The 21,015-nt window shown below is 43.6% G+C and carries 19 protein-coding genes; 4 read left to right on the top strand and 15 right to left on the bottom strand.

Annotated elements, in window-relative coordinates:
* Positions 1 to 51: 51 nt before the first annotated feature.
* The 7 genes from KCX82_RS15440 to deoC form a co-directional block, all read right to left on the bottom strand.
* Positions 52 to 1,053: an ABC transporter permease gene (locus tag KCX82_RS15440; RefSeq protein WP_227019389.1), complete on the bottom strand. Its 1,002-nt coding sequence runs from the start codon at positions 1,051 to 1,053 to the stop codon at positions 52 to 54.
* Between the two features lies 1 nt (position 1,054).
* Positions 1,055 to 2,086, bottom strand: coding sequence for an ABC transporter permease (locus KCX82_RS15445; RefSeq protein WP_227019390.1), 1,032 nt, complete (start codon positions 2,084 to 2,086; stop codon positions 1,055 to 1,057).
* The gene (locus KCX82_RS15450; protein ID WP_227019391.1) at positions 2,087 to 3,595 is read right to left on the bottom strand and encodes a sugar ABC transporter ATP-binding protein; all 1,509 of its coding nucleotides are present in this window, start codon (positions 3,593 to 3,595) and stop codon (positions 2,087 to 2,089) included.
* A 163-nt stretch (positions 3,596 to 3,758) separates the two neighbouring features.
* Positions 3,759 to 4,847: a substrate-binding domain-containing protein gene (locus KCX82_RS15455; protein ID WP_227019392.1), complete on the bottom strand. Its 1,089-nt coding sequence runs from the start codon at positions 4,845 to 4,847 to the stop codon at positions 3,759 to 3,761.
* A gap of 258 nt (positions 4,848 to 5,105) precedes the next feature.
* Positions 5,106 to 6,020, bottom strand: a complete 915-nt coding sequence (locus KCX82_RS15460) for a sugar phosphate isomerase/epimerase family protein (RefSeq protein ID WP_227019393.1) — start codon at positions 6,018 to 6,020, stop codon at positions 5,106 to 5,108.
* 138 nt (positions 6,021 to 6,158) lie between these two features.
* A complete protein-coding gene (locus KCX82_RS15465; RefSeq protein WP_227019394.1) occupies positions 6,159 to 7,304 on the bottom strand; it encodes a Gfo/Idh/MocA family protein in 1,146 nt (381 codons plus the stop codon).
* Between the two features lie 26 nt (positions 7,305 to 7,330).
* Positions 7,331 to 8,065 carry a deoxyribose-phosphate aldolase gene (gene deoC, locus KCX82_RS15470; protein WP_227019395.1) on the bottom strand — a complete coding sequence of 245 codons (735 nt, stop codon included), beginning with the start codon at positions 8,063 to 8,065 and terminating at the stop codon, positions 7,331 to 7,333.
* Between the two features lie 201 nt (positions 8,066 to 8,266).
* On the opposite strand from deoC, the gene KCX82_RS15475 reads away from it, so the two are divergent.
* Together KCX82_RS15475 and KCX82_RS15480 are read left to right on the top strand one after the other, a co-directional pair.
* Positions 8,267 to 9,412, top strand: a complete 1,146-nt coding sequence (locus KCX82_RS15475) for a PfkB family carbohydrate kinase (protein ID WP_227019396.1) — start codon at positions 8,267 to 8,269, stop codon at positions 9,410 to 9,412.
* 60 nt (positions 9,413 to 9,472) lie between these two features.
* Positions 9,473 to 10,285, top strand: coding sequence for a GntR family transcriptional regulator (locus KCX82_RS15480; protein WP_227019397.1), 813 nt, complete (start codon positions 9,473 to 9,475; stop codon positions 10,283 to 10,285).
* Between the two features lie 81 nt (positions 10,286 to 10,366).
* Here KCX82_RS15480 and KCX82_RS15485 read toward each other — a convergent pair whose 3' ends face one another.
* From KCX82_RS15485 to KCX82_RS15515, 7 genes are all read right to left on the bottom strand, one after another.
* Positions 10,367 to 11,218, bottom strand: coding sequence for an MBL fold metallo-hydrolase (locus tag KCX82_RS15485; RefSeq protein ID WP_227019398.1), 852 nt, complete (start codon positions 11,216 to 11,218; stop codon positions 10,367 to 10,369).
* A 31-nt stretch (positions 11,219 to 11,249) separates the two neighbouring features.
* The gene (locus tag KCX82_RS15490; RefSeq protein ID WP_227019399.1) at positions 11,250 to 12,119 is read right to left on the bottom strand and encodes an FAD binding domain-containing protein; all 870 of its coding nucleotides are present in this window, start codon (positions 12,117 to 12,119) and stop codon (positions 11,250 to 11,252) included.
* Positions 12,120 to 12,122: 3 nt separating this feature from the next.
* Complete coding sequence (locus KCX82_RS15495; RefSeq protein WP_227019400.1) at positions 12,123 to 12,614, bottom strand: (2Fe-2S)-binding protein; 492 nt, start codon at positions 12,612 to 12,614, stop codon at positions 12,123 to 12,125.
* A gap of 1 nt (position 12,615) precedes the next feature.
* Entirely contained in the window at positions 12,616 to 14,982 is a 2,367-nt protein-coding gene (locus tag KCX82_RS15500) for a xanthine dehydrogenase family protein molybdopterin-binding subunit (RefSeq protein WP_227019401.1), read from the bottom strand.
* Positions 14,983 to 15,049: 67 nt separating this feature from the next.
* Complete coding sequence (locus KCX82_RS15505; protein ID WP_227019402.1) at positions 15,050 to 15,712, bottom strand: GntR family transcriptional regulator; 663 nt, start codon at positions 15,710 to 15,712, stop codon at positions 15,050 to 15,052.
* A 242-nt stretch (positions 15,713 to 15,954) separates the two neighbouring features.
* Entirely contained in the window at positions 15,955 to 16,614 is a 660-nt protein-coding gene (locus KCX82_RS15510; RefSeq protein WP_227019403.1) for a GntR family transcriptional regulator, read from the bottom strand.
* Between the two features lie 201 nt (positions 16,615 to 16,815).
* Positions 16,816 to 17,760: a 3-hydroxyacyl-CoA dehydrogenase family protein gene (locus tag KCX82_RS15515; protein ID WP_227019404.1), complete on the bottom strand. Its 945-nt coding sequence runs from the start codon at positions 17,758 to 17,760 to the stop codon at positions 16,816 to 16,818.
* 194 nt (positions 17,761 to 17,954) lie between these two features.
* Between KCX82_RS15515 and KCX82_RS15520 the strand changes: the two genes are divergently transcribed.
* Positions 17,955 to 18,494 (top strand): ECF transporter S component, encoded by a 540-nt coding sequence (locus KCX82_RS15520; protein ID WP_227019405.1) that lies wholly within the window; start codon positions 17,955 to 17,957, stop codon positions 18,492 to 18,494.
* Between the two features lie 160 nt (positions 18,495 to 18,654).
* Positions 18,655 to 19,266, top strand: coding sequence for a MarR family winged helix-turn-helix transcriptional regulator (locus KCX82_RS15525; RefSeq protein ID WP_227019406.1), 612 nt, complete (start codon positions 18,655 to 18,657; stop codon positions 19,264 to 19,266).
* Between the two features lie 350 nt (positions 19,267 to 19,616).
* Here the strand turns inward: KCX82_RS15525 and KCX82_RS15530 are convergent, their stop codons facing one another.
* The gene (locus KCX82_RS15530; protein WP_227019407.1) at positions 19,617 to 20,963 is read right to left on the bottom strand and encodes a Na+/H+ antiporter NhaC family protein; all 1,347 of its coding nucleotides are present in this window, start codon (positions 20,961 to 20,963) and stop codon (positions 19,617 to 19,619) included.
* Positions 20,964 to 21,015: the final 52 nt, after the last annotated feature.

Raw genomic sequence — 21,015 nt, forward strand, 5'->3', positions numbered from 1 at the left:
TATGGAATTTGGTTAAATCATCTTGTGGGAGTATCTTGTTTCTTTCTTCAGTTACCTTTTACGTCTGTCACTGACATAGGCAATCAGTAAAGCGAACAGTACGATGCCAAATCCCAGCCATTTTCCTGCATCTCCCCAGCCCAAAGCAACAAGAAGGTTTGTAAGTGTCTGAAGGAAAATAGAGCCTAAAATTACTCTGAAATAATTTCCTTCTCCGCCTACAAGAGATACTCCTCCAACTACCACTGCGGCTATGCTCGGCATAACATAGCTTGAACCCATATCTTTAAAGGCAATGCCCATATTTCCGATCAACAAAAGTCCTATCAGACTCGCTGCAACTCCGCTGATCATAAAGGCAACAAGCCTTACTGCCTTAACGTTTACACCGCTTAGGTAGGCAGTTTTTTCGTTTGTGCCGACCCCAAAGAGCATTAAGCCCCATCTCGTTTTATAAAGAAGGATCATTACAATCACAGCCAGAGAGATCAAAACGAACAAAATATTGGGAAAGATTCCTGTTGATTTAGCCGCAATGATTTCCAGGATCGGGGACGGTTTACCCGTAATATTTCTGCCTGCTGTATATACGTTGATAATCCCCTGTATGATACTGGCCATTGCCATTGTAACAACCAGCGGAGGAAGCTTTATATAAGCAATCAGTGCTCCGTTTGCGAAACCGATCACAGCACCGACGACCAAAGCGACCAGGATGGCCGGTAACAGGTTCCCGTTTTGTCCGTCCATAATCGATGCAGTCAGAATTGCGGTCAGTGTTGCCGTATAACCCACAGACAAATCGAGCCCGGCGCCTCCCGCGGCTATAACGATCATCTGGCATAGCGCAAACAATGCGATAAAAGAAGATAGCTTGATTGTCAGAAGGATTTGTCCTACACTGAAAAAGTTTGATACAATGGCCTCCCCCAGTATAAACAGCAATATAATCAGAAGGAAAGCAACAATAGTTTTTTTATTTTCATTGAGAATTACGCTTAGCGTACCCTTCTGCGCAATGCTCATGTTCTCTGCATTTTTCATGGTATTCATATCATTCTTTCTCCTTTAGCATGGCCTTTTTATTGATGTGAGAATATGCCATGGAACCTGATATGGCAACAATGATAATCAGCCCGCTGACAAGGGTCTGATATGCGTTTGGAATGTTGGCAAAAAATATAATCTTATTTACAAAGCTTAAAATCAAGGCTCCGACAATGGCCATATAGACGCTTCCCCGGCCTCCGGTCAGTGCAATCCCCCCAACAACTGCGGCTGCGATGGCCTTTAAGGTCATCGGGTCTCCCATTCTCGCATCTCCCGATTGGTTCTGCCCTACAAAGAACAGCGCTGCCAGAAAAATGAATACGGAATTGATAATACATGCCATCATTTGCACCTTTGCAGTGTTGATTCCTGTGGAATAAGCACTGTCATTATTACTGCCCACTGCATAGATATATCTGCCGGTCTTAGTCTTACTTATGAAATACCAGAACAGGCAGCCGACAATCAATAACCCCAGAGCAGGCTGTAAAACCGAGCCGATTGCCTGAACAAACCCGGGAACTCCCTCTGCTGCCTTAGCATCATAGAAGATCTTAAACCATTTTACCGATTCTCCGCCGGGAGTAGGCCTGATAAAAAGCGCTGCTCCAAGCCATATGTAAGAGGTTGCGAAGGTGATGATGACCGGCGGAATTCTCAGATATCCGATCCCTATCCCATTGATCACACCAATGAGCACAGCAACTGCAAAGGCAATGACAAGAGCGTAAGCTCCAGTAACCGGACTATCCTGCTTCATGATATAAGTCAATACACAGGTAAGAAGCGAAAGGGCCGCACCTGCAGAGAGGTCGAGGCCTCCGGATATAATCACCACCGCCTGCCCCATTGCCAGCAGGATCAGCGGAACAAAAGCATTGATATTTCTGACGACGGAACCACGTTCAAAAAAGTTATCCTGAAGGATAGCGGTAACGGCAAACATTACCAATAGAATCAACATGCTTGAAAACTCTTGCTTTAAAACAATCTTCTTAAAGCTTGAACTGAGTGAAACCTTTGTAATTTTATTCATCTAGTTCACCTCCGTTGTCCGATTGACACGCATTGAAGCGGAAACAATTGCATCCTCATTGATATCACACCCTTCAAGTGTTTCTACAAGCTGTCCTTCATACATGATCAGCACCCTGTCGCAATATTGAATCAGCTCTTCACTGTCGCTTGCATACAGGATGACACTTGTATTCTTTTCCTTTACCATATCTACAATATATTGATATAAGTCCCTTTTCGCACCGATATCGACCCCCTTGGCCGGATCGGCAAGAAGTAATACATTGATATCAAAGGTGAGCCACTTCCCGACAACAACCTTCTGCTGATTTCCCCCCGAAAGAGTTCCCACAGGTGTATCAATATTATGTGTTTTAACAGAAAGTGCCTTTACGATTTGCTCACATTCCTTCCTGTATTTTTTGGATGGTGTAAAAATTGGCTGACGCTTTAAAGCCAGTTTGGGGAATATGGTATTTTTATAGACGGAGTCCTTGAGGAACAGCCCCTCAAGCTGCCTGTCACCGGGGACAAGCAGAATGCTGTTTCTTACAGCATTTACAGGCTTTGTAAGCTTTATTTTTCTTCCTTTGAGTTCAGCTTCACATTTCATCTCCGGATAAGCCCCTGCAAGTGCCAGCAAAAGTTCGTTCTGGCCCTGTCCTGCAAGACCTCCGATTCCTAAGACTTCACCTTTTCTCAGTTCAAAAGAGATGTCTCTCAGATGCTTTCCGTAGTTCATTCCCTTTATACTTAAAACAGTTTCACCGGCAATCTGTCTGTTCTCTATTTCACATTCTGTCTTTTTTGAGTCTCCTGTTATGTAGCCAATGATTCTTTCAGCATCCTTACCTTCTTTATGAAAATCGATGCTTGCTACGTTTTCCCCGTTTCTGAATATGATAACATCATCGCAAATCTCCATGACTTCCCACATTCTATGTGAAGTAAAAATCATCGAGACACCATGATTGGCAAGTTCACGCATGTAATGAAAAAGGTTTTTTACCTGTGCCTGTTCCAGAGCTGCTGTGGGTTCATCAAGGATGAGCAGCTTTGGCTCTGCAGAGATCGCCTTTGCGATTTCCACGATTTGCATTTCCCCGGGATTCAGCTGATTGACCTTCTTATTGATATCAAGCCCCGGATGAAGCTTGCTGATGATCTCCTCGGATATCTCCCTGGCGCACTTATTATCTAATCCAATCCCTTTTTTCTGCTCTGCCCCGAGAACGATGTTCTGCCACACGGTTAAATCAGGTATCAGACTCAAGTTCTGAAATACCATAGCGATACCGGCCTGTCTGGCCTCATTAGGATTTTTATATTTGACACACTTTCCGTTATAATTAATTTCACCGCAGTCCGCATCATAAACACCGGTAATTATTTTTGAAATGGTGCTTTTGCCGGAACCATTTGCCCCCAGGAGACCGGTTATCTTCCCTCTTCGACATACCAGATTTCCATCTGAAAGGGCGACCACTCCGCCGAAACACTTTCTGATTCCTTTTACTTCCAAAATCATACAAGTTCCACCCGTCTTTCATTCACTAACTTCGTATATTATCTCGCCCAATTTTACGCACCTAACCACATTTGCAGAGCAAATGTCCGGCCGGTGTGATTATAATAATTTAGGGAGGCAGTAGTTCTGCCTCCTAAATAATTAATTCAGTGTTAATATGCTATTATTTGAACAGTTCGTCCACCTTGTCCTGCGGCATGATTTCGCTCAAGAGGTAATCGTCCGGCTTGTCCTTAAGCATTTCCCAAGCTTCATCAAAGTTCTCGTCGGTATAGAAGGAGCTAACTTCATAGTAATATGTACCGTCTTTTAAAACATCGTCTTTAAATTCCATGCCATTATAAAGATTTAAAGCGATTCTGAAGCCGGTTCCGCCGATCCCCGGAGGATTTGGCTGTGCACAGGCCTTGAAGTCTGCGCCTGCATCACGAAGCTTTTTCCATTCTTTGAAGAACGCTGTTCCCGGATCTCCGAACATCACCTTTGGCAGCTTGCCTGCATCCTGGAATGCAGATAACACACCAAAGCCCATACTGTCTTGTGTAATTGCACCGTCAATCTGCTGTCCGGAACCGATGATCTGAGTTGTTACTTCTTTCGCCTTTGTCTGATCCCATCCTCCAGAGGTGCTGGCAATCATCTTAATGTCAGGGTACTTCTTCAGTACATCCTCTGTAGCCTTGATACGTTCATTATTAGCCGGATGTCCATCAAGTCCGTAAACCTGAATTACAGTGCCTTTACCGACTGTCTTACAGATAAAATCTACATTTTTTACATTCCAGACATAGTGGTCAAGCGTTACATTCACAACGTCAGGAGCAGTTACTGTAGCGTCAAAGGCAAGTACCAGGATTCCCGCATCCTGAGCTTCCTTGATAACACCGTTCAACGCATCGGGAGAATTCGGATTAACAAGTATGATGTCAACACCCTCTGAAATGAAGTCACGAATGATATTTGCCTGCTCAGTCGCATCCCCATTGTTCACGTTATTGACAATTTTGTAGTTGGCAATTTTTCCTGCATCCAGGTACTCTTTTCCAACTTCATCTAAAGCGTCAATCATGATATTACGCCATGAAGTACCTGAAGAACCTGTTGAAATTCCAACCGTAGGAAGGTCATTGGAAACATCTCCCTGACCGTTTGATTCGTCCGTTTTTGATGATCCACAGCCTGCCAACAAGGTCATGCTCATAAGCAATACCACAAGCGCCAGAGCAATTAGCTTGGTTCCTTTTCTTTTCATACATTTGCCTCCTCAAATAATTTTTTATTGTTTATTTTGAAACCCTGAAAAACATATGTCATCAAGATTGCCAAACAATAGGACAAGGCTTTGGTTATACATACTCGACCGCATTTTTTATATATAATCGATTATGTAATACTATTTTATCACAATCAAATGGTAATTCAAGAAATATTTATATATAATCGATTATATTTTTTTGATTCGCAAGGAAACGTTTATTGCATCGTGCATTTTTATACAGATTGCATGACATTATATAATAAACTGATCAATATGCCTCTTGCTGAGAACCACCGAATCTTTTATGTCCTCAAGGGAATCTTCAAAGGATTTGTCTTCCACTTCGATACATGCATATCCCTTGTACCTGATATCTGTAAGAGCTGAAATGAATTTACCCCAGTCCACATCACCAAGCCCCGGAAGCTTCGGGGAATGGAACTCCAGCGGAGTCGCCATAATTCCTACCTCGTCCAGCTTATCCTGGTACACCTTCGCATCCTTGATATGAATATGGAACAGCTTATCTTTAAATTCATAGATCGGCTTTATGTAGTCCATCTGCATCCACAGAGGATGGGATGGGTCGTAGTTCAGTCCAAAATAATCGCTTGGTATTTCCTGGAACATTCTTCTCCAGATTGCGGGAGTAGAAGCAAGGTTCACTCCCCCCGGCCATTCGTCATTTGTAAAGTACATTGCACAATTTTCGATTGCCACCTTTACGTCATGTTCTTCTGCAAACTGAATGATTGGCGGCCATATTTCCCTGAACTTCTCAAAGTTCTCATCTACATTTTTGGACTTATCCCTTCCAATAAAGGTACAGACTGTCTTTACCCCCAACTTTTGCGCAGCTACGATCATCTTCTTAATGTGCGCCACATAAAAGTCGCTTTTTTCCTTATCCGGATCCAATGGATTCGGATAGTAGCCGAGTGCAGAAATCTCAACACCCTTTTGTTTCATATAATTATGGATGTAGCTGATCTTATCCTCGCTGATGTCTGAAACATCGATATGGGTTACCCCGGCATATCTTCTTTCTGCTTTCCCTACCGGCCAACACATCATTTCAAGACAGGAAAAACCCTTTTCAGCTGCAAAATCAACAACCTCTTCAAAACTTAGACCAGCCAGGATCGCACTTACTAAACCTAGTTTCATCAATTTCTCTCCTTTTACGCACCTAGCCCCATTTGCGCAGCAAATGTCGGCAGGCGCCATACGGGAATTCCCCGGCTTTAGCCGGATTGGAATTCTTCCGTTCAATCAAACAAATAGTAAACTTACTTATTTTAATAATTAAAGTTTTACCCAGGCGCCTTTCTTATTGCTCTCAACGATCTTTTCACAAAGTATGATTTCCCTCAATCCGGCCTCAAAGGTAGGATATTCCTCCTTTACGACCCCTGCGTTCTCAGAAATCGCTTTGTAAATCTTAATAAAGTTTTGCTTGAAGGTATCCGGGAACCCTTCGTTGTGGCCTCCAGGATAGTTTACAAGGGCTCCAGCCTCAGGATACAGGATGGAGGGGTCTTTCAGAAGAGACTCATTTGCTGTATCTCTTCTGCCGATCCAAATTTCATTCGGCTTCTCTGATATCCAAGACGCTGATTTTTTTGAACCTGCAATTTCAAAGGAAAGGCAATTTTTTTTCCCTGCAAATACCTGACTTACTGTCATGACTCCTCTTGCACCGTTGCCGAACCGTATCATCACAGTTGCATAATCCTCCGTATTGATCGGCACATCCTGATAATCCTCAGAAGTCAGCATCTTTCCTGAATAGGTGTCAACCGGTTTCAAAGGCTTTTTCCTTACCTTGTGGAAGGTTGCAAAATCTGCAAAAACCTCAGTTGCCCTGAGCCCGGTCACAAATTCAATCAGATCCATCCAATGAGACCCGATATCTGCAATGGCCCTTGATTCTCCGGACAGTTCGGGCTCCAGTCTCCAGTTATAATCCGTTTCATAGAACAGCCAGTCTTGAAGATAGGAGCCGTTCACAGAGAAAATTTCTCCCAGGTCCCCTTTCTCAACCATAGCCTTAAGCTGATGAATCAGGGGATAAAATCTAATGTTAAAGTTCGTAGCATTTATAAGCCCCTTTTCCTTTGCAAGAGCTGCCAGCTCCTCTGCCTCTTCCTTTGTGGTTGTCAGAGGCTTTTCACAAATTACATGCTTACCTGCATTCAGGGCATCCTTTGCCATCTGAAAATGCAGATAGTTAGGGGTACAAATATGTACGGAATCAATTTCAGGATTTTTCAGCATTTCGCTGTAATCGCTGTAATAGTTTTCAACACCGAGCTCCTCTGCCTTTGCCTCGGTGCATCGTTTGCTCCCGCAAATTGCTGCCACTTCCACGTTATTCAGCCTTTTCAGCGCTTCAACGTGTGCGGTCCCTATAAAGCCCATGCCTGCAACTGCAGCCTTGATTTTTTTCATACCTTTGCTTTCCCTCCGTTCTTCGTTTAATAGTTATCGTGCATGATGCTTTCCTTTTTTTCATCCAGAACAACAGGTACAGATTTATACCCTACACCCATTCTGTCGATTCCCATATCAATCAGCTGCAGAAAGTGTTCTCTGGTTCGAATGCAGCCGCTTCCTTTCACCTGGCACTTGCCATCGACTTCTTCCATCATCACTTTTATGATTTCGGGTGTCGCACCGTGTGCCTCAAACCCGGTTAAAAAACCCGTACTGGTTTTTACAAAGTCTGCTCCCGCTTTTACCGCACATTGGCAAGCGTTTCTTACCTGTTCTTCGTCCAGTGCATCTGTCTCAAAGATTACTTTTAACTTTCTGCCATATTGATGTGCCATATCTGCGCAGGCTTTGATATCTTCCGTGACCTTGTCATACATACCGCCGCGGATCCATCCGAAGTTTGCTACGACATCGATTTCCTTTACCGTATCATATTTTGCTGCAATCTCAATTTGTTTTACTTTTGACTCCGAAGAACTTGTTCCGAACGGAAAATCGCATACCGGGCAGAGCATGGTCTCGCTCCCCTTTACATAGGGTTCGCATAAATCCAGATATCCCGGATTGATGCAAATGGTTGCACAGCCCAGCCTTACTCCGTCCTTTGTTAAATCAATGATCTCCTGTTCTGTGAATTCCGGCTTTAATACAGAATAATCAATGTACTTAGCTAATTCGGTTACGGTCATTTCACTGGCTTTTTTACTTGGTCTCATACTGATTTTCTCCTTCCCAAATTTCCTTTGGTTACTATAACATTTGATACGTTATATGCATTATGTACCAAATGTATGATACATTTAATGTAGCACCCTGAAATTTTTATGTCAATACATTTTTTCTTGCAATTTGTCCGAAACAACGATATAATCCCATTTATAAAATGTATCATACAATCAAATCATTTAGGAGGTCTTATGTGCGCGGAAAAAATTCAGTCCTTTGCTGCTTCTTTATCCGGTCTATCTGCCTTATTAAATCAACCAGTCAAGACGCAAAAGGTCTTTGTTGGATTTGACGGCTTTATTGATGAAATCATTCATGTGGTAGATATCCGGTTTTCCCCTGATTCTTATAAAAGGATCTCTACCATTCAAGCCTATGCAGACCGAATAGCACACGGAAGCGGTATGAGTACGAATATCGAATTGGTAAGTCAGCAGATAAAAATGGGCGGTAACGGGCCGATTCTGGCCAACTCTCTGCTCAATTACGCGGTTGATGTTACCTATATGGGATCTGTAGGTTTTCCCGATCTTGATCCGACATTTCATGCTCTTCATCGATGCAGAGAGATTATCTGCCTTGGTCCTCCTGCAGTGACCGATGCTTTGGAATTCAACGATGGTAAGATTATTGCTTCCAAGCTGACTTCACTGAATGCGGTGACTTGGGAAAATATAAAAAAACATTGTTCCCTGCCTCAGCTCATTGCACTGTTTGAAGAATGTCATTATCTCGTCTTCTCAAATTGGTCCATGATCGTCGGTATGAATCAGATCTGGGAAGAATTTCTGAACGTCGCAGCACCTAATATTACGACATCCGAAAAGACTGTATTCTTTGATTTGGCCGACCCGGAAAAGCGCACAAAAGAGGATCTGCAAATTGCTCTTTCCCATATAATCAATTTTACGAAAGCAGGATTTCGTGTTACACTAAGTATGAATTTAAAAGAAGCCTGTGAAATCAGCGAGGCACTAGGCAAAACAATAACGGATTACGCGGCGGCCGACCCACAGGCGATTCTTGATTTTTTATCCGATCGGTTAGAACTTTTCTGCATTGTAATCCATCTTGTTGATCGGGCATGCTGCCGACACGGCAATTCCTATTACGAAGTGAACGGGCCTTACTGTGCCGATCCGAAACTTACCACAGGCGCCGGTGACAATTTTAATGCAGGATTTTTATATGGTATGATGCGCAGCTTCTCCTTTACAGATTGCCTTTATATGGGCTGTGCAACCTCCGGTTATTATGTACGCTATGCCAAAAGTCCCGTCCTTCAGGAATTAATCGGTTTTCTTAATCTATGGAAAGAAAATCCAACATCAATTTAACGGAAAATTCCTGCCAATCAAAGATTGGCCGGATTTAGGTGCAAAAAGGAGGCTTTTCTTATGGATATCGAATACTTTAAAAATACATTTCAGTTTTCAGAAGGGGCAGATGTTCCCCTGTATGTACAACTGGCTGCCTATCTTCGTATTCAGATTCAAAACGGCGTATTACAACCAGGTGATATGATGATTGCCGAAAAAAGTTTATGTGAAATATTAAATGTAAGCAGAACAACAGTCCGGCAATCGATGAATAAATTGGTGGAAGAAGGCCTCCTTGTCCGTTACCGCGGAAAAGGTACCTTTATTGCGAATTCTAAAATAAAGCGAAACATGAATCACCTCTATAATTTTACGGAAGACATGAAACTGATTGATGCCAAACCCAGTTCGAAAGTCATAAAGGCAGAGGTTCTGGAAAGGTGTCCTGATGCTATCGCGGACATTTTAAAGCTTCCCACCGCACAAACACCCGTGTTTTATCTGGAGCGTCTGCGTCTTGCCAATCAGGAACCCATACTATGGGAGCGTACTTATATTCCCTATTATCTCTGCAATAAAATTGAAACTTTCGATTTCAATAAGAACTCCCTGTACCAGATCCTGAATGAAACCTATCATCTAGATATGTATCACGCAAAAGAGTCCTTAGACGCAATTATTCTAACCAGAAGCGAGGCCGCTCTGCTGGAATGCTCCACAAAAAATGCAGGATATAAAATCACAAGAATATCCTATCTAGACTCCGGGTTTGCATTTGAATATACAACTTCCGTGACACGAGCAGATAAATGCACCTATCAATTTGATTTGTATAAAAATACCGCTTCTAAAAAGACCCCCTTGGAAATCAAACGGAATATCAATGTATAGTCTTCCAAGCCAACGTTCTCATGAAACAAGGTTACCGGCTGGGCTTTTTTTAAAAGATCGCAGCCGGCTCTCGGAGGGTGTTTATTGATTTTTCATCAGGTAGTTGTAGCATTTCACCACGTTTGTTCTCTGGATGTACTCCATCATTTCCTCCTGACCGATGTCCACCGGACAGCGGTCTTCAAAGCTGATGTTTTTAATACATTCCTCCAAAGACCAGCCCTTTTGAATTCCTTTTGCAACCGCTGCAATCCATTCATAGATAAAGGCACGCTGCTCACGGATAAATTCCTTGCCTACCACCGGGCCATGGCCCGGCACAAACCAGTCTACATCCAGTGTTTCCAGGAAATCCAGGGTTTTAAACAGAGGATCGATATCTGCCGAATGAAGCCATGTCTGGCAGCCTGAGAATAAGGTATCCCCGGTAAAGGCTACTCGTTCCTCCGGAACAACAACACAAAGCTGTGAAGTGGAATGCCCCGGAGTATGATACAGTTCGAAGGTATGGTCTCCCAGTTTGAGTGTCATACGATCACTGAAAGTGATTTGAGGGCGGTTAACAATGTACTCCTCACGGGAAGGCATCAAATGCAGGCATTCTTTATCCTGGCGCTGAATGACATCCACGCTGTAGTCATAGCAGTCCAGTTCTCCGGCAACCGTCCAGAATAATTCATTCAGCTTCTCATGTCCGATTACGGTGGTTTCGCCTGCAAACCAATGATTGCCAAAGATGTGGTCAATATGTCCTTCTGTATTGATCAGATATTTGATCGGTCCCTTCTCTTCGGCAAATTTACGCATTTCCAGTAATGTTGAAATCCATTGAGCCGTATCGATAAAGACTGAGCCCTCCCTTGTAAAAACAATTCCTGGATTGCAACCTCTGATTTTTGTTTCTATGTATACATTTGGTGTTAACATTTGCATATCGACGTTCTCCTCTGCTCTGCTAAAATTTTTAATTATTTTTTGCTCTTTCTGCTGCTTCCTCCACAGCATGGCGAGTCCACACACGCACCATTTGCTTTCGGTATTCAGCTGTGGCACGTTGGTCGGAAATCGGAGTGCAGTTTTTTTCTGCTGCTTCCGCTGCCTGTTCGATCAAATCGGCAGTCAGTTTCTTTCCAATCAGCAGTTTTTCCGCTTCTGAAGCCCGAATCGGTTTTGGAGCGACTGCAGCTAATGAAATACGGGCATCCTCTATGGTTCCGTCCTCTTGCAGGATCAACCGGCAAGCTACTCCAACGATTGAAATATCCGTATCTCCTCGAATTGCAAATTTCTTGTAAACCGCTCCCGTACGGGGTTTCGGTACGGCGACTTTGAATTTCAGAAGAAATTCTCCCGTACTCAGTACAGTGGTTCCGGGACCGGTGAAGAACTCATCGATGGCCACTTCCCGAGTCCCTTCAGGTCCGGCAATGACAGCTTTTGCATCCATTGCAATCAATCCCTGGATTGCATCCGCACTTGGAGAAGCATTACAGGCATTTCCGCCGATGGTGGCAATATTTCTGATCTGCATGGAGGACACATTTCCGGCGGCTTCCATAATCACTTTGTAGTCTTTTTCCAGGGACTTATCCAGGGAAATTTTTCTCAGCTGTGCCGCAGCGCCTAATTCCAGGCTGTCCTTTTGTATTGCGATGGTGTCGATATCCGGAAGCTTTCCGATGCCCACCACTGCTTTCGGTTTCCAGATCTTGTTCTTAAGTCGTGGGACCAAGTCGGTTCCACCGGCAAGAATTTTCGCATCGGAACCATATTCTTTTAAGATTTGAACGCATTCCTCAACCGTAGTTGGTTCAAAATATTTCTCAAAACGCATCTTCTACACCTCCCCGCAGCTTTCGCTATATTCACCGTCACGTACCGCTTCAATGGATTCAACCACCTTCTTGTACCCGACGCAGCGGCAGACATTTCCATGGAGACCCTCTCTGATGTCTTCTTCTGTTGCCTTTGGATTCTCATCCAGAATCGCTTTCGCCGTCAGGATCATGCCGGGAGTACAAAAACCGCACTGAACCGCAAAATGATCGATAAACGACTGCTGTAAAGGATGCAGACTGTTCTCGCGTTCCAGTCCCTCGATGGTGGTAATGGAATGTCCGTTGGCCTGAGGGATCAGTATCGTGCAGCTCTTCACTGCCATGCCGTCCATCAAAACAGTACAGACTCCGCAGTTGGAATCATCACAGCCCTTTTTCGTACCGATCAGATTCAGTTCTTCCCTGAGTATTTCAAGGAGCGTTCTGTCCGGACTTACATATAACGTATACTTTCTGCCATTGACAGTGATCTTAATTTCCATTCTTTCCATGTTATTTAGCCGCCTCCTTTGCCTTCTTTTCATTGATAAGAGCTAAAATTCGCTCTGCGGTCATAGGATAGCCGGTTACTCTGACACCAACCGCTTTATAAATTGCATGCGCGATTGCCGGACCTACAGGGATCGTGATGGATTCCGCCATACCCTTTGCACCATGAGGCCCGTCAGGCAGCGGATCCGGATTGATAAAGGCATGCACATTTTCGTTTGTTGGCATATCTAAAATTGTCGGAAGCCGATAATCACTAAAATTTGCATTGGCGATTTTTCCGTCTTCATTAAAAATATGTTCTTCATTGATAGAAAAGCCAATGGCCATATGGACGCCGCCTTCGATCTGTACTTCAACCAGTTTCGGATTGATAGGATTTCCTGTATCCGCGGACGAGGCGATCTTCAGGACCTTGACCTGCCCTGTTTCTTCATTGACAGCCACTTCGACTGCTGCTGCGGAATATTGGAACCAATTCCACACACGGTCGGACAAACCCTTTTCATCCCATTGATGGATCGGAGCAGGGCAGAACAGGCCATGCCCTACCACAGGGGTACCCTTCTGCAGTCCCCAGTTGCCCTGGGTAAACATGGAGGTTGGCTTGAATAAAGACGGAATATCCGCTTCTTGTATGTAGGATCCGGACAGAATGGCTTTTCTTCCTCTGATTTCGACTTTAGAAGGATGCAAACCATAAACCCGGGCAACTTCTTCTTTTAACTTGGCAATGGCATCTTCACAGGCCAGCTTTACCGCATTGCCCGTATTATACGTAGTACGGCTGGATGCGGAATAGTTGTCATATGGTGTGATCGCAGTGTCACCCTTGGTAACCTTGATCTCGGAAAGCGGCACATGAAATTCGTTGGCAGCGATCTGGGCCAAGGCCGTCGTTGCACCCATACCATTTTCGTCGCAGCTGATGAACAGCTGAATGCTTCCGTCGCTGTTATACCATACTTCGGCTTCAGAACGTCCCAGCGGCGTATTCTGCTTGCCGCCTACTGCACAACCGCGTCCTTTTTTCCATACGCCCGTATCCTGTTCGGGTTCTTCCTCAACTTTGACCGCATCTGCAACGCTTTGCAGACATTTTTTCAGTCCGATGCTCGTGATCAGTTCACCGTGAGCATCTCTTTCTCCCTTATCGATGATGTTTTTCATCCGGATCTCTACAGGGCTTATACCCAGTTCGTCAGCCAGTTGATTCACAAGGCACTCTATGCCAAATTCCGATTCCGGACAGCCAAGTCCGCGATATTCTGCCGCGGGCACCGTATTGGTGGCAACAGCACAGGTATCCATCCTCAGATTTGGGAACCGATAAACCGGAATTACACCGGAGGAGGAAAGCCGCCCGCTGAAGAATGTATTATTTACACAGGCTCCGATTTCTTCCGCCAGATAATAGTCATTGGCTACAATCGTTCCGTCTTTCATGGCACCCAGCTTCACCTTGGTAATACAAGGCCAGTTGGAAGGTGCTCCGGTAAAAACTTCTTCTCTGTTGAACTGGAACGAAACAGTCCTTTTCGTTCTCAAACACATCAATGCAGTAATTATTTCTACATATGGGTTCAGACGGGAACCAAAGCTTCCTCCCATATAAGGTTGAATGACCCGCACCATGCTTTCTTTGATGCCAAGGATCCTGCAGATGCCCTGTTTGATAACACCATGCACACCTGCGCCGTTGGACCACATGGTGATCCCGCCATCAGAATCATAACGGCAGATCGCATTGGCGCATTCCAGCGGACTGGCCGTTTTCTTTCCGGTCCAGAATTCACCTTCTACAATAACTTCAGCCTTTTCCATGGCCGCAGGCACATCACCGGCATGCATCTTAAACGCTCCCACGACGTTTGGAGACACGCGGTTTGAAGCTCGGTCTCCCGGTCTATCGGAAAATCCCAGCGGGCGTGTTTCGTATTCCGGATCTATTACCGATACGGGATTCGGATTGATTGCCGCATAATAATCCAAAACTGCCGGCAGTTTTTCATAATCCACTTTAATTAATTCCACTGCGTTCTCAGCGATTTCCTTTGTTTCTGCGCAGACCAGAGCAACCATCTGGCCGGCCCAAAGTGTTTCGTCCTTGGCGATGATTGCTGCCTTGGGGTATTGATCCCAATCAATTCCGGGTTCATCCCCTGTCATAATATAGATCACTCCATCCAGCGCCTTTGCTTTACTGATATCCAATTTCTTGATTTTTGCATGAGCATACGGACTGCGTAATGCTTTCATATGTGCCAAAACAGGGAATTGGTTGACGTAATCACTGGCATACAGACCTTTTCCGGTGACCTTGTCATAAGCATCAATTCTTATCTCGCTTTTGCCAATTAATCCTTCCACAGTTTACCTCCTGATATTCTAGTCATAGCTTAGTGCTATGCTGTGCTGATTCAATCATTTTCTCCGCCTAATCTTCTGCAATATCCAGCTCATCGATAAGCTGTTCGAAATGGCGGCTTATCTCCGTCGATGCTCGTTCCGCGTCCCGCGCCGCAATCGCTTCATACAAACCTTCGTGACGGACGGACAGCTGTTCCAGTGTCCGGTGTGAAACCCAAGTCCCTATGTAGGTCAGATCATGAATGTTGCATTGATCCCAGGAGCGGAGCAAGATATTATTTTTAGAAATCGCAACAATTTTCTTATGAAATAAGACGTCTTTCTTTATATAGAGATCAAAATTATTCTCTTCGGCAGCAATCTCCATTTCTTTTAAAATGGAATGGAGCTCTTTTATCTTGTTTTCATCCACATTTTTCACTGCATCCTGAATCCCCAGCAATTCCAGATACATACGAACTTTATAAGAATCCCGCATATCTTTCTTTGTGACTTTTCGAACGAAACATCCTTGATACGGAATGTTTTCCACAATCCCGATCATTTCCAGTTCCCGTATTGCCTCCCTCACTGGGGATTGTGATACGCCCAGCTCTTTTGCCCAGCGGGTTTCGATGATCCGGTCTCCCGGTTTCAGCTCACCCAACATAATCGCCTTCTTGATGGCATTCCTGATTTCATCCCTGTACAGGGGCCGCTTTTCAATCGGTTTCCTTTTTAAGGTATCCATCCTTCACCTCCTTTTGATTTATATGAGGAAATATCGTTTTTATATAATCGATTATATTTATTATATAATTATATCAGCTAATCAAATGATGTCAATATTGTGTTAAGAGATTCATGGAAAATGAAATCATTAATTTTAAGCCTTGAAGCCTTCAACGTAAAAAGTGGCGATATGTACTATCAGATAAAAAAAAGCAAAACACCCGCTGCCGAGCATTTTGCTTTCCTATCATGATTTATTTGTTATGCTTTCTTATCCAATTCCTCAATCAGTTCCTGGAAATGCTGATAGATTGCTTCTTTCGCACGTTTCTCATCCCGCGCCGCAATTGCATCATATAAATCTTTGTGGCGGACTGCCAACGCTTCCAGGGTTTGCTCAGAAAGCTGTGTTCCAAAAAAAGTTGAATCCTGTATGTGGCTTTGTTTCCATAAACGGATCAGGAGCTTATTTTGAGAAATTTCTATGATCTTTTCATGAAACTGTTCATTCTTTTTTGTATATGAATTAAAAGCGCTTTTCTTTGCTTCCGCTTCCATCTCTTCAAGAATTTGATATATTTCCTTTAACTGGGCTTCTGTCGCACTCTCAACTGCATCTTGAATCCCCAACATTTCCAAATACATACGGACCCGATAGGCATCCTTCATATCCTGCTTTGTGATTTTCCGAACAAAACAGCCCTGATAAGGGATATTTTCCACCAGGCCGATCATCTCAAGTTCTCTGATCGCCTCGCGCACCGGCGATTGGGATACGCCCAGGTCTTTCGCCCATTGGGTTTCTACAATTCGGTCGCCCGGCTTCAAATCACCTGAAACGATGGCATCTCGGATGGCATTCCCTATTTCTTCCCTGTATAATGGTCTCTTTTCAATAGGTTTTCTCTTTATCTTTGTCATATTCTACCTCTTACTATATATTAACAATTATATAATAGCAAAAATACTTGTTCAAAGTCAATGCAATTATTTAATCGATTGTTTGTAATCGTTGATATATAAACAGGTAAATCGTTTGCTCAAAAAAAGAAAGAAGCCCGGCGAGGTACTTCTTTCATGAAATAGAAAAGGAGGAGAGAACCTGATATGTATTGTATTGTTTTATTCTTTTGGAATGTCCCAGTTAAAATAACATAAATATGGTGCTGACGCTCTTCGGCGAAAATCTTCCTGTGCCTCTTTTGTCCAGTCGTAAATTCCTTTACCCGTTTTCATGCCAAGGTTGTTTTCACTTACCAGGTTATTGATGTAATCCGGGGTTGTGTTCGCATTGCTCAGTGTCGGCAGCAAATAATCCTCAATACACTTTACCATATCCAGCCCTGCGGCATCCTGATGTTCAAAAAGGCCGACAGAAGTATATCGCGGCGAAAAACTGTACATCAATGCCTTATCGATATCCCTTGGCGTAGCCAGTCCTTCCTCAACAATATGTATCGCTTCTCGAAGGAGTGCATGCTGCAGCCTGTTTGCAACAAATCCAGGAGCGCATCTCTGCATGATAATCACCTTTCTCCCCGTTGACTCGAGTACATCATAGGCGGTTTTAGCTGTCTCTTCCGACGTATATGCACTTTTAACAACCTCAACAAAGGGCACGAGATGCGGCGGGTTGTACGGATGAGCCACCACCAATTTTTCCTTATTCCTGCTCAGACCCTCTGCAAGAATATCGGCGGACAGAGCGGAAGTCGATGATGCCAATACTTTAAATTGTTTGCAGTGCTCTTCGATTTTTTCATAAACGCAGTATTTTACTTCCGTCCGCTCCACTACGCATTCAAAAATAAAATCGGCATCGGAAATATCACTGTAATCATAAGTAATGCGCAGCAGCTTTCCGCACCGCTCAGCCTGTTCCTCTGTCACAAGTCCTTTTTCAATCAAGTCCTTAAAGCACGTATTATAAAGCGCTTTCCCGTTATTTTGCCCCCGTTCGCTGAATGCAAGCATCGTCGTGGGATAACCGTTTCCTGTAAACAGTGCCGCCATGCTGGCTCCGATCATACCGGTTCCGATAATAGCGACATGATTTATATTTTCCATTCTCATATTTTATCATCGCCCTTTCTATTTTATATTTCTGGTCCAACCCAATTTTATTTTTTATATAATCGATTATATTTAAATTATAGTATCTTATACCTAAAAGTCAAGTTTTTGTATTTGATAGATTCACTGATATACATATCGGTTGATTTGTAATATAATGGATAAAACGTGAAAAAAGGTGGTACAACATGAAGGACAAAGAAAAAATATTTTGGATTACTCACACAGCAATTTTTATCGCCTTGCTGATTGTGCTGCAGGCCGCAACTGCACCGTTAGGGAACGTTATGATAACAGGGACGATTGTCAATCTGCTGCTCATTGTTTCGGCCATGACGTGCGGACTGGCGTCGGGGCTTTCTGTTGCTGTTATTTCACCCATCATAGCGAAGTTTTTCGGTATCGGCCCACTTTGGATCTTAATTCCCTTTATTGCTGCGGGTAATATTGTGCTGATCTTGCTTTGGTATTTCATAGGTAATCAAAATAGAGGTCAGAAGTACATTGCCTATATCGTGGCATTGGCTACTGCTGCAGCCGCAAAGTTTTTTGTTTTATATATCGGAATTGTGCAAGTAGCGGTTCCACTATTTTTGAACTTACCTGAACAACAGGCATCGATTATTTCACATATGTTTTCGATCCCTCAGCTTATCACTGCGCTAGCTGGGGGTATCATCGCCGCTATGATCCTTCCGTCACTTAAGAAGGCTATCAAGGTTTCGTAATCCGCGATATTCCCCCAGTAAGAATCAATCTCTATCAGAAATTTATAAGTTTAATTGTAAGGTACCTTATAAAATAAGTTGACATCTTATTAAGGTACCTTTATAATATGATCATAAGGTACCTTCAAATCTATTTGTCTAGTGAAAAGGAGAAGATTTTATGATTGAAATAAATTTCGATTTGATAGAACAATTTACACGGATTGAGTGGTTATTCCACCGTTATCATCAACAGAACCATACACAGCATGGTCCTATGGGGGACCCTCGAAGAGGCCAGGGCAGGGTTCTCGCAATTTTAAAAATGAAACCGGAAATCAGCCAAAAAGAACTGTCTTACCTGCTTGATATGCGACCGCAATCATTGGGAGAGTTACTTTCTAAATTAGAGAAAAACGGATACATCAAACGTACTCCGTCTGAGACTGACCGTCGTGTAATGAATATTGAGCTTACCCAGGAAGGAACCGAAGCAACGGAGCAGGAATTCAGCTTTGACAAACTGTTTGAATGTCTAGAAGAAGAGGAACAGAAAAATTTAAGTAACTATCTAAGCCGTATCATCCAGGTTTTAGAATCCGAGCTTGTGGAAGAGCAGCAAGAACGTCATTTTCACCGCCACAATTTTGGCGGCAAGTTCTTTGATCATCCCTTTGGCAGACATCCAAACGGGCCAGCCAGAGGCTTCCATGGAGAAAATCCAAACGGGCCAGCCAGAGGCTTTCATGCTGTCAGACGTACTGCTCCACCGAATAAGTCTGACGAAGAATAAATAAAAAAATGACAGCACGATATAAAGGCGCCGCCGTAACACTTCAAAAGTTAGCGCCTTTATTTTTTTGCGCCTTTTTTTGTGCAGGAGTCTGCACAAACGAATTTTTATGAACCAGAAAAGGAGTCTTATTTAGATGAAAATATCTCCATTTTGATCTTAGAAAATCTGATATTTGCAGTAAATGGCGTAATCTGGACTATTACAGTTTCAGAAGGTTTGACTTTTATAGTAGGTCTGACACTTTGGATGGTACTCTTAAAAACATCGGCAAAACAGCGACAGACATAGCCTATCGCTGTTCATAAAACCGATGTTCATAAAACCTATAGGGTACCGATTATCACCTGCTACATCATAAACCCAAAGATCACAAACAGTATCGTTGCCAGAACAAACGGGATCACGATGTATGGAATTGCACACCTTGCATAATCCATATTTCTGATCTGGGTTGCGCCGCAGGTGATGGTGGCTGCATCACTGAAAAAGCACGCCTGACTCCCGAATGCCGAAGCAGAGATGATAGAAGCGGAGGCGAGGGACAGATTTACATCCATTGCGACGGCCAGCGGAATGATAATCGGAAATGAAATTGCAGCAATTCCCCAAAAACTCCCTACAACAAACATGAGGATCGCTACCGTTACAAAGCATACTGCAGGAAGCAGACCTGGGCTGATGACACTGGACACATTGGTAATCACGTAATCGGTAAGTCCCAGAGCATCGTTGGCCTGCTGCAAGATGAACGCCATTATGATCAGCATGATAACAAAGAGCATATCCTTGAAGCCATCTACAAGTCCATCGCAAAGCTCCCAGAATTTCATCAGACGTTGAGGCACAAACATGACAAAGCAGACTGCAAGACCGATTATCACGCCATATAAGGCCTCGCCGGTTGCAATGGTGACCACACCGGTAATGACCATAGGGACGATGAAATTCCATGCAGTTGACTTCTTAGTGTCTTCCGCCCCTGTCTGATCCCGATACTGCTCATAGGTGCTGTCTGGCAAAGTCTGACCGGCCTTTGCACGCTCTTCAGCCTTCTTCAAGGGACCATACATGGGTATGATGCCGAGAATTACTAATGGTACGATGAATACGGCAATCCAAGGGTAGAACATGAACGGAATTGCGGCAAAATAAGAGGATGAACCGCCTTCAATACCGACCGCTTCCATCTGTGCAAGCATGAATGCAAACCAGGTGGTTGCCGGAATCAAAACGCATACTGTAGTGCCCGTTGAGTTGATGATGTATGCCAGATATTCTCTTGAAATTTGAAACTTGTCCGAGACCTTTCTCATGGCAGCGCCTACAGCCATGGCATTGATATAATCGTCGATAAATACTGCAATACCAAGGAGCCAGGTAACCAGCAAAGCCTTTTTTCTCGTGGTTGCAATCTTTTGAACCACATCGGAAAATCCGCTTGCTCCGCCCCCCTTTTCAAGCCATCTGATCAGTACCCCAAAGAGACCCACCACCAAAGCAATCCATACCGTTGTTGCATCCATCATCACCTTGTAAGCAGCATCGATAAAAGCTGTAAAAAATCCCGTTGGTCCTGCAACAATCACAAATCCAGATAAAGCGCCTGCCAATAAAGGTTCCATGATTCTTCTTGTCGTTAATGCTAAAATAATTACAATTGCGGATGGAATTAAACACACAACTCCATAATCCATTTTTTACCTCCTATCCAATTGATAATTTTTTATAGGTTCTTATTTTTAAGTT

The sequence above is a fragment of the Sinanaerobacter chloroacetimidivorans genome, from assembly GCF_018128545.1.
In the GTDB taxonomy this organism is placed as follows: domain Bacteria; phylum Bacillota; class Clostridia; order Peptostreptococcales; family Anaerovoracaceae; genus Sinanaerobacter; species Sinanaerobacter chloroacetimidivorans.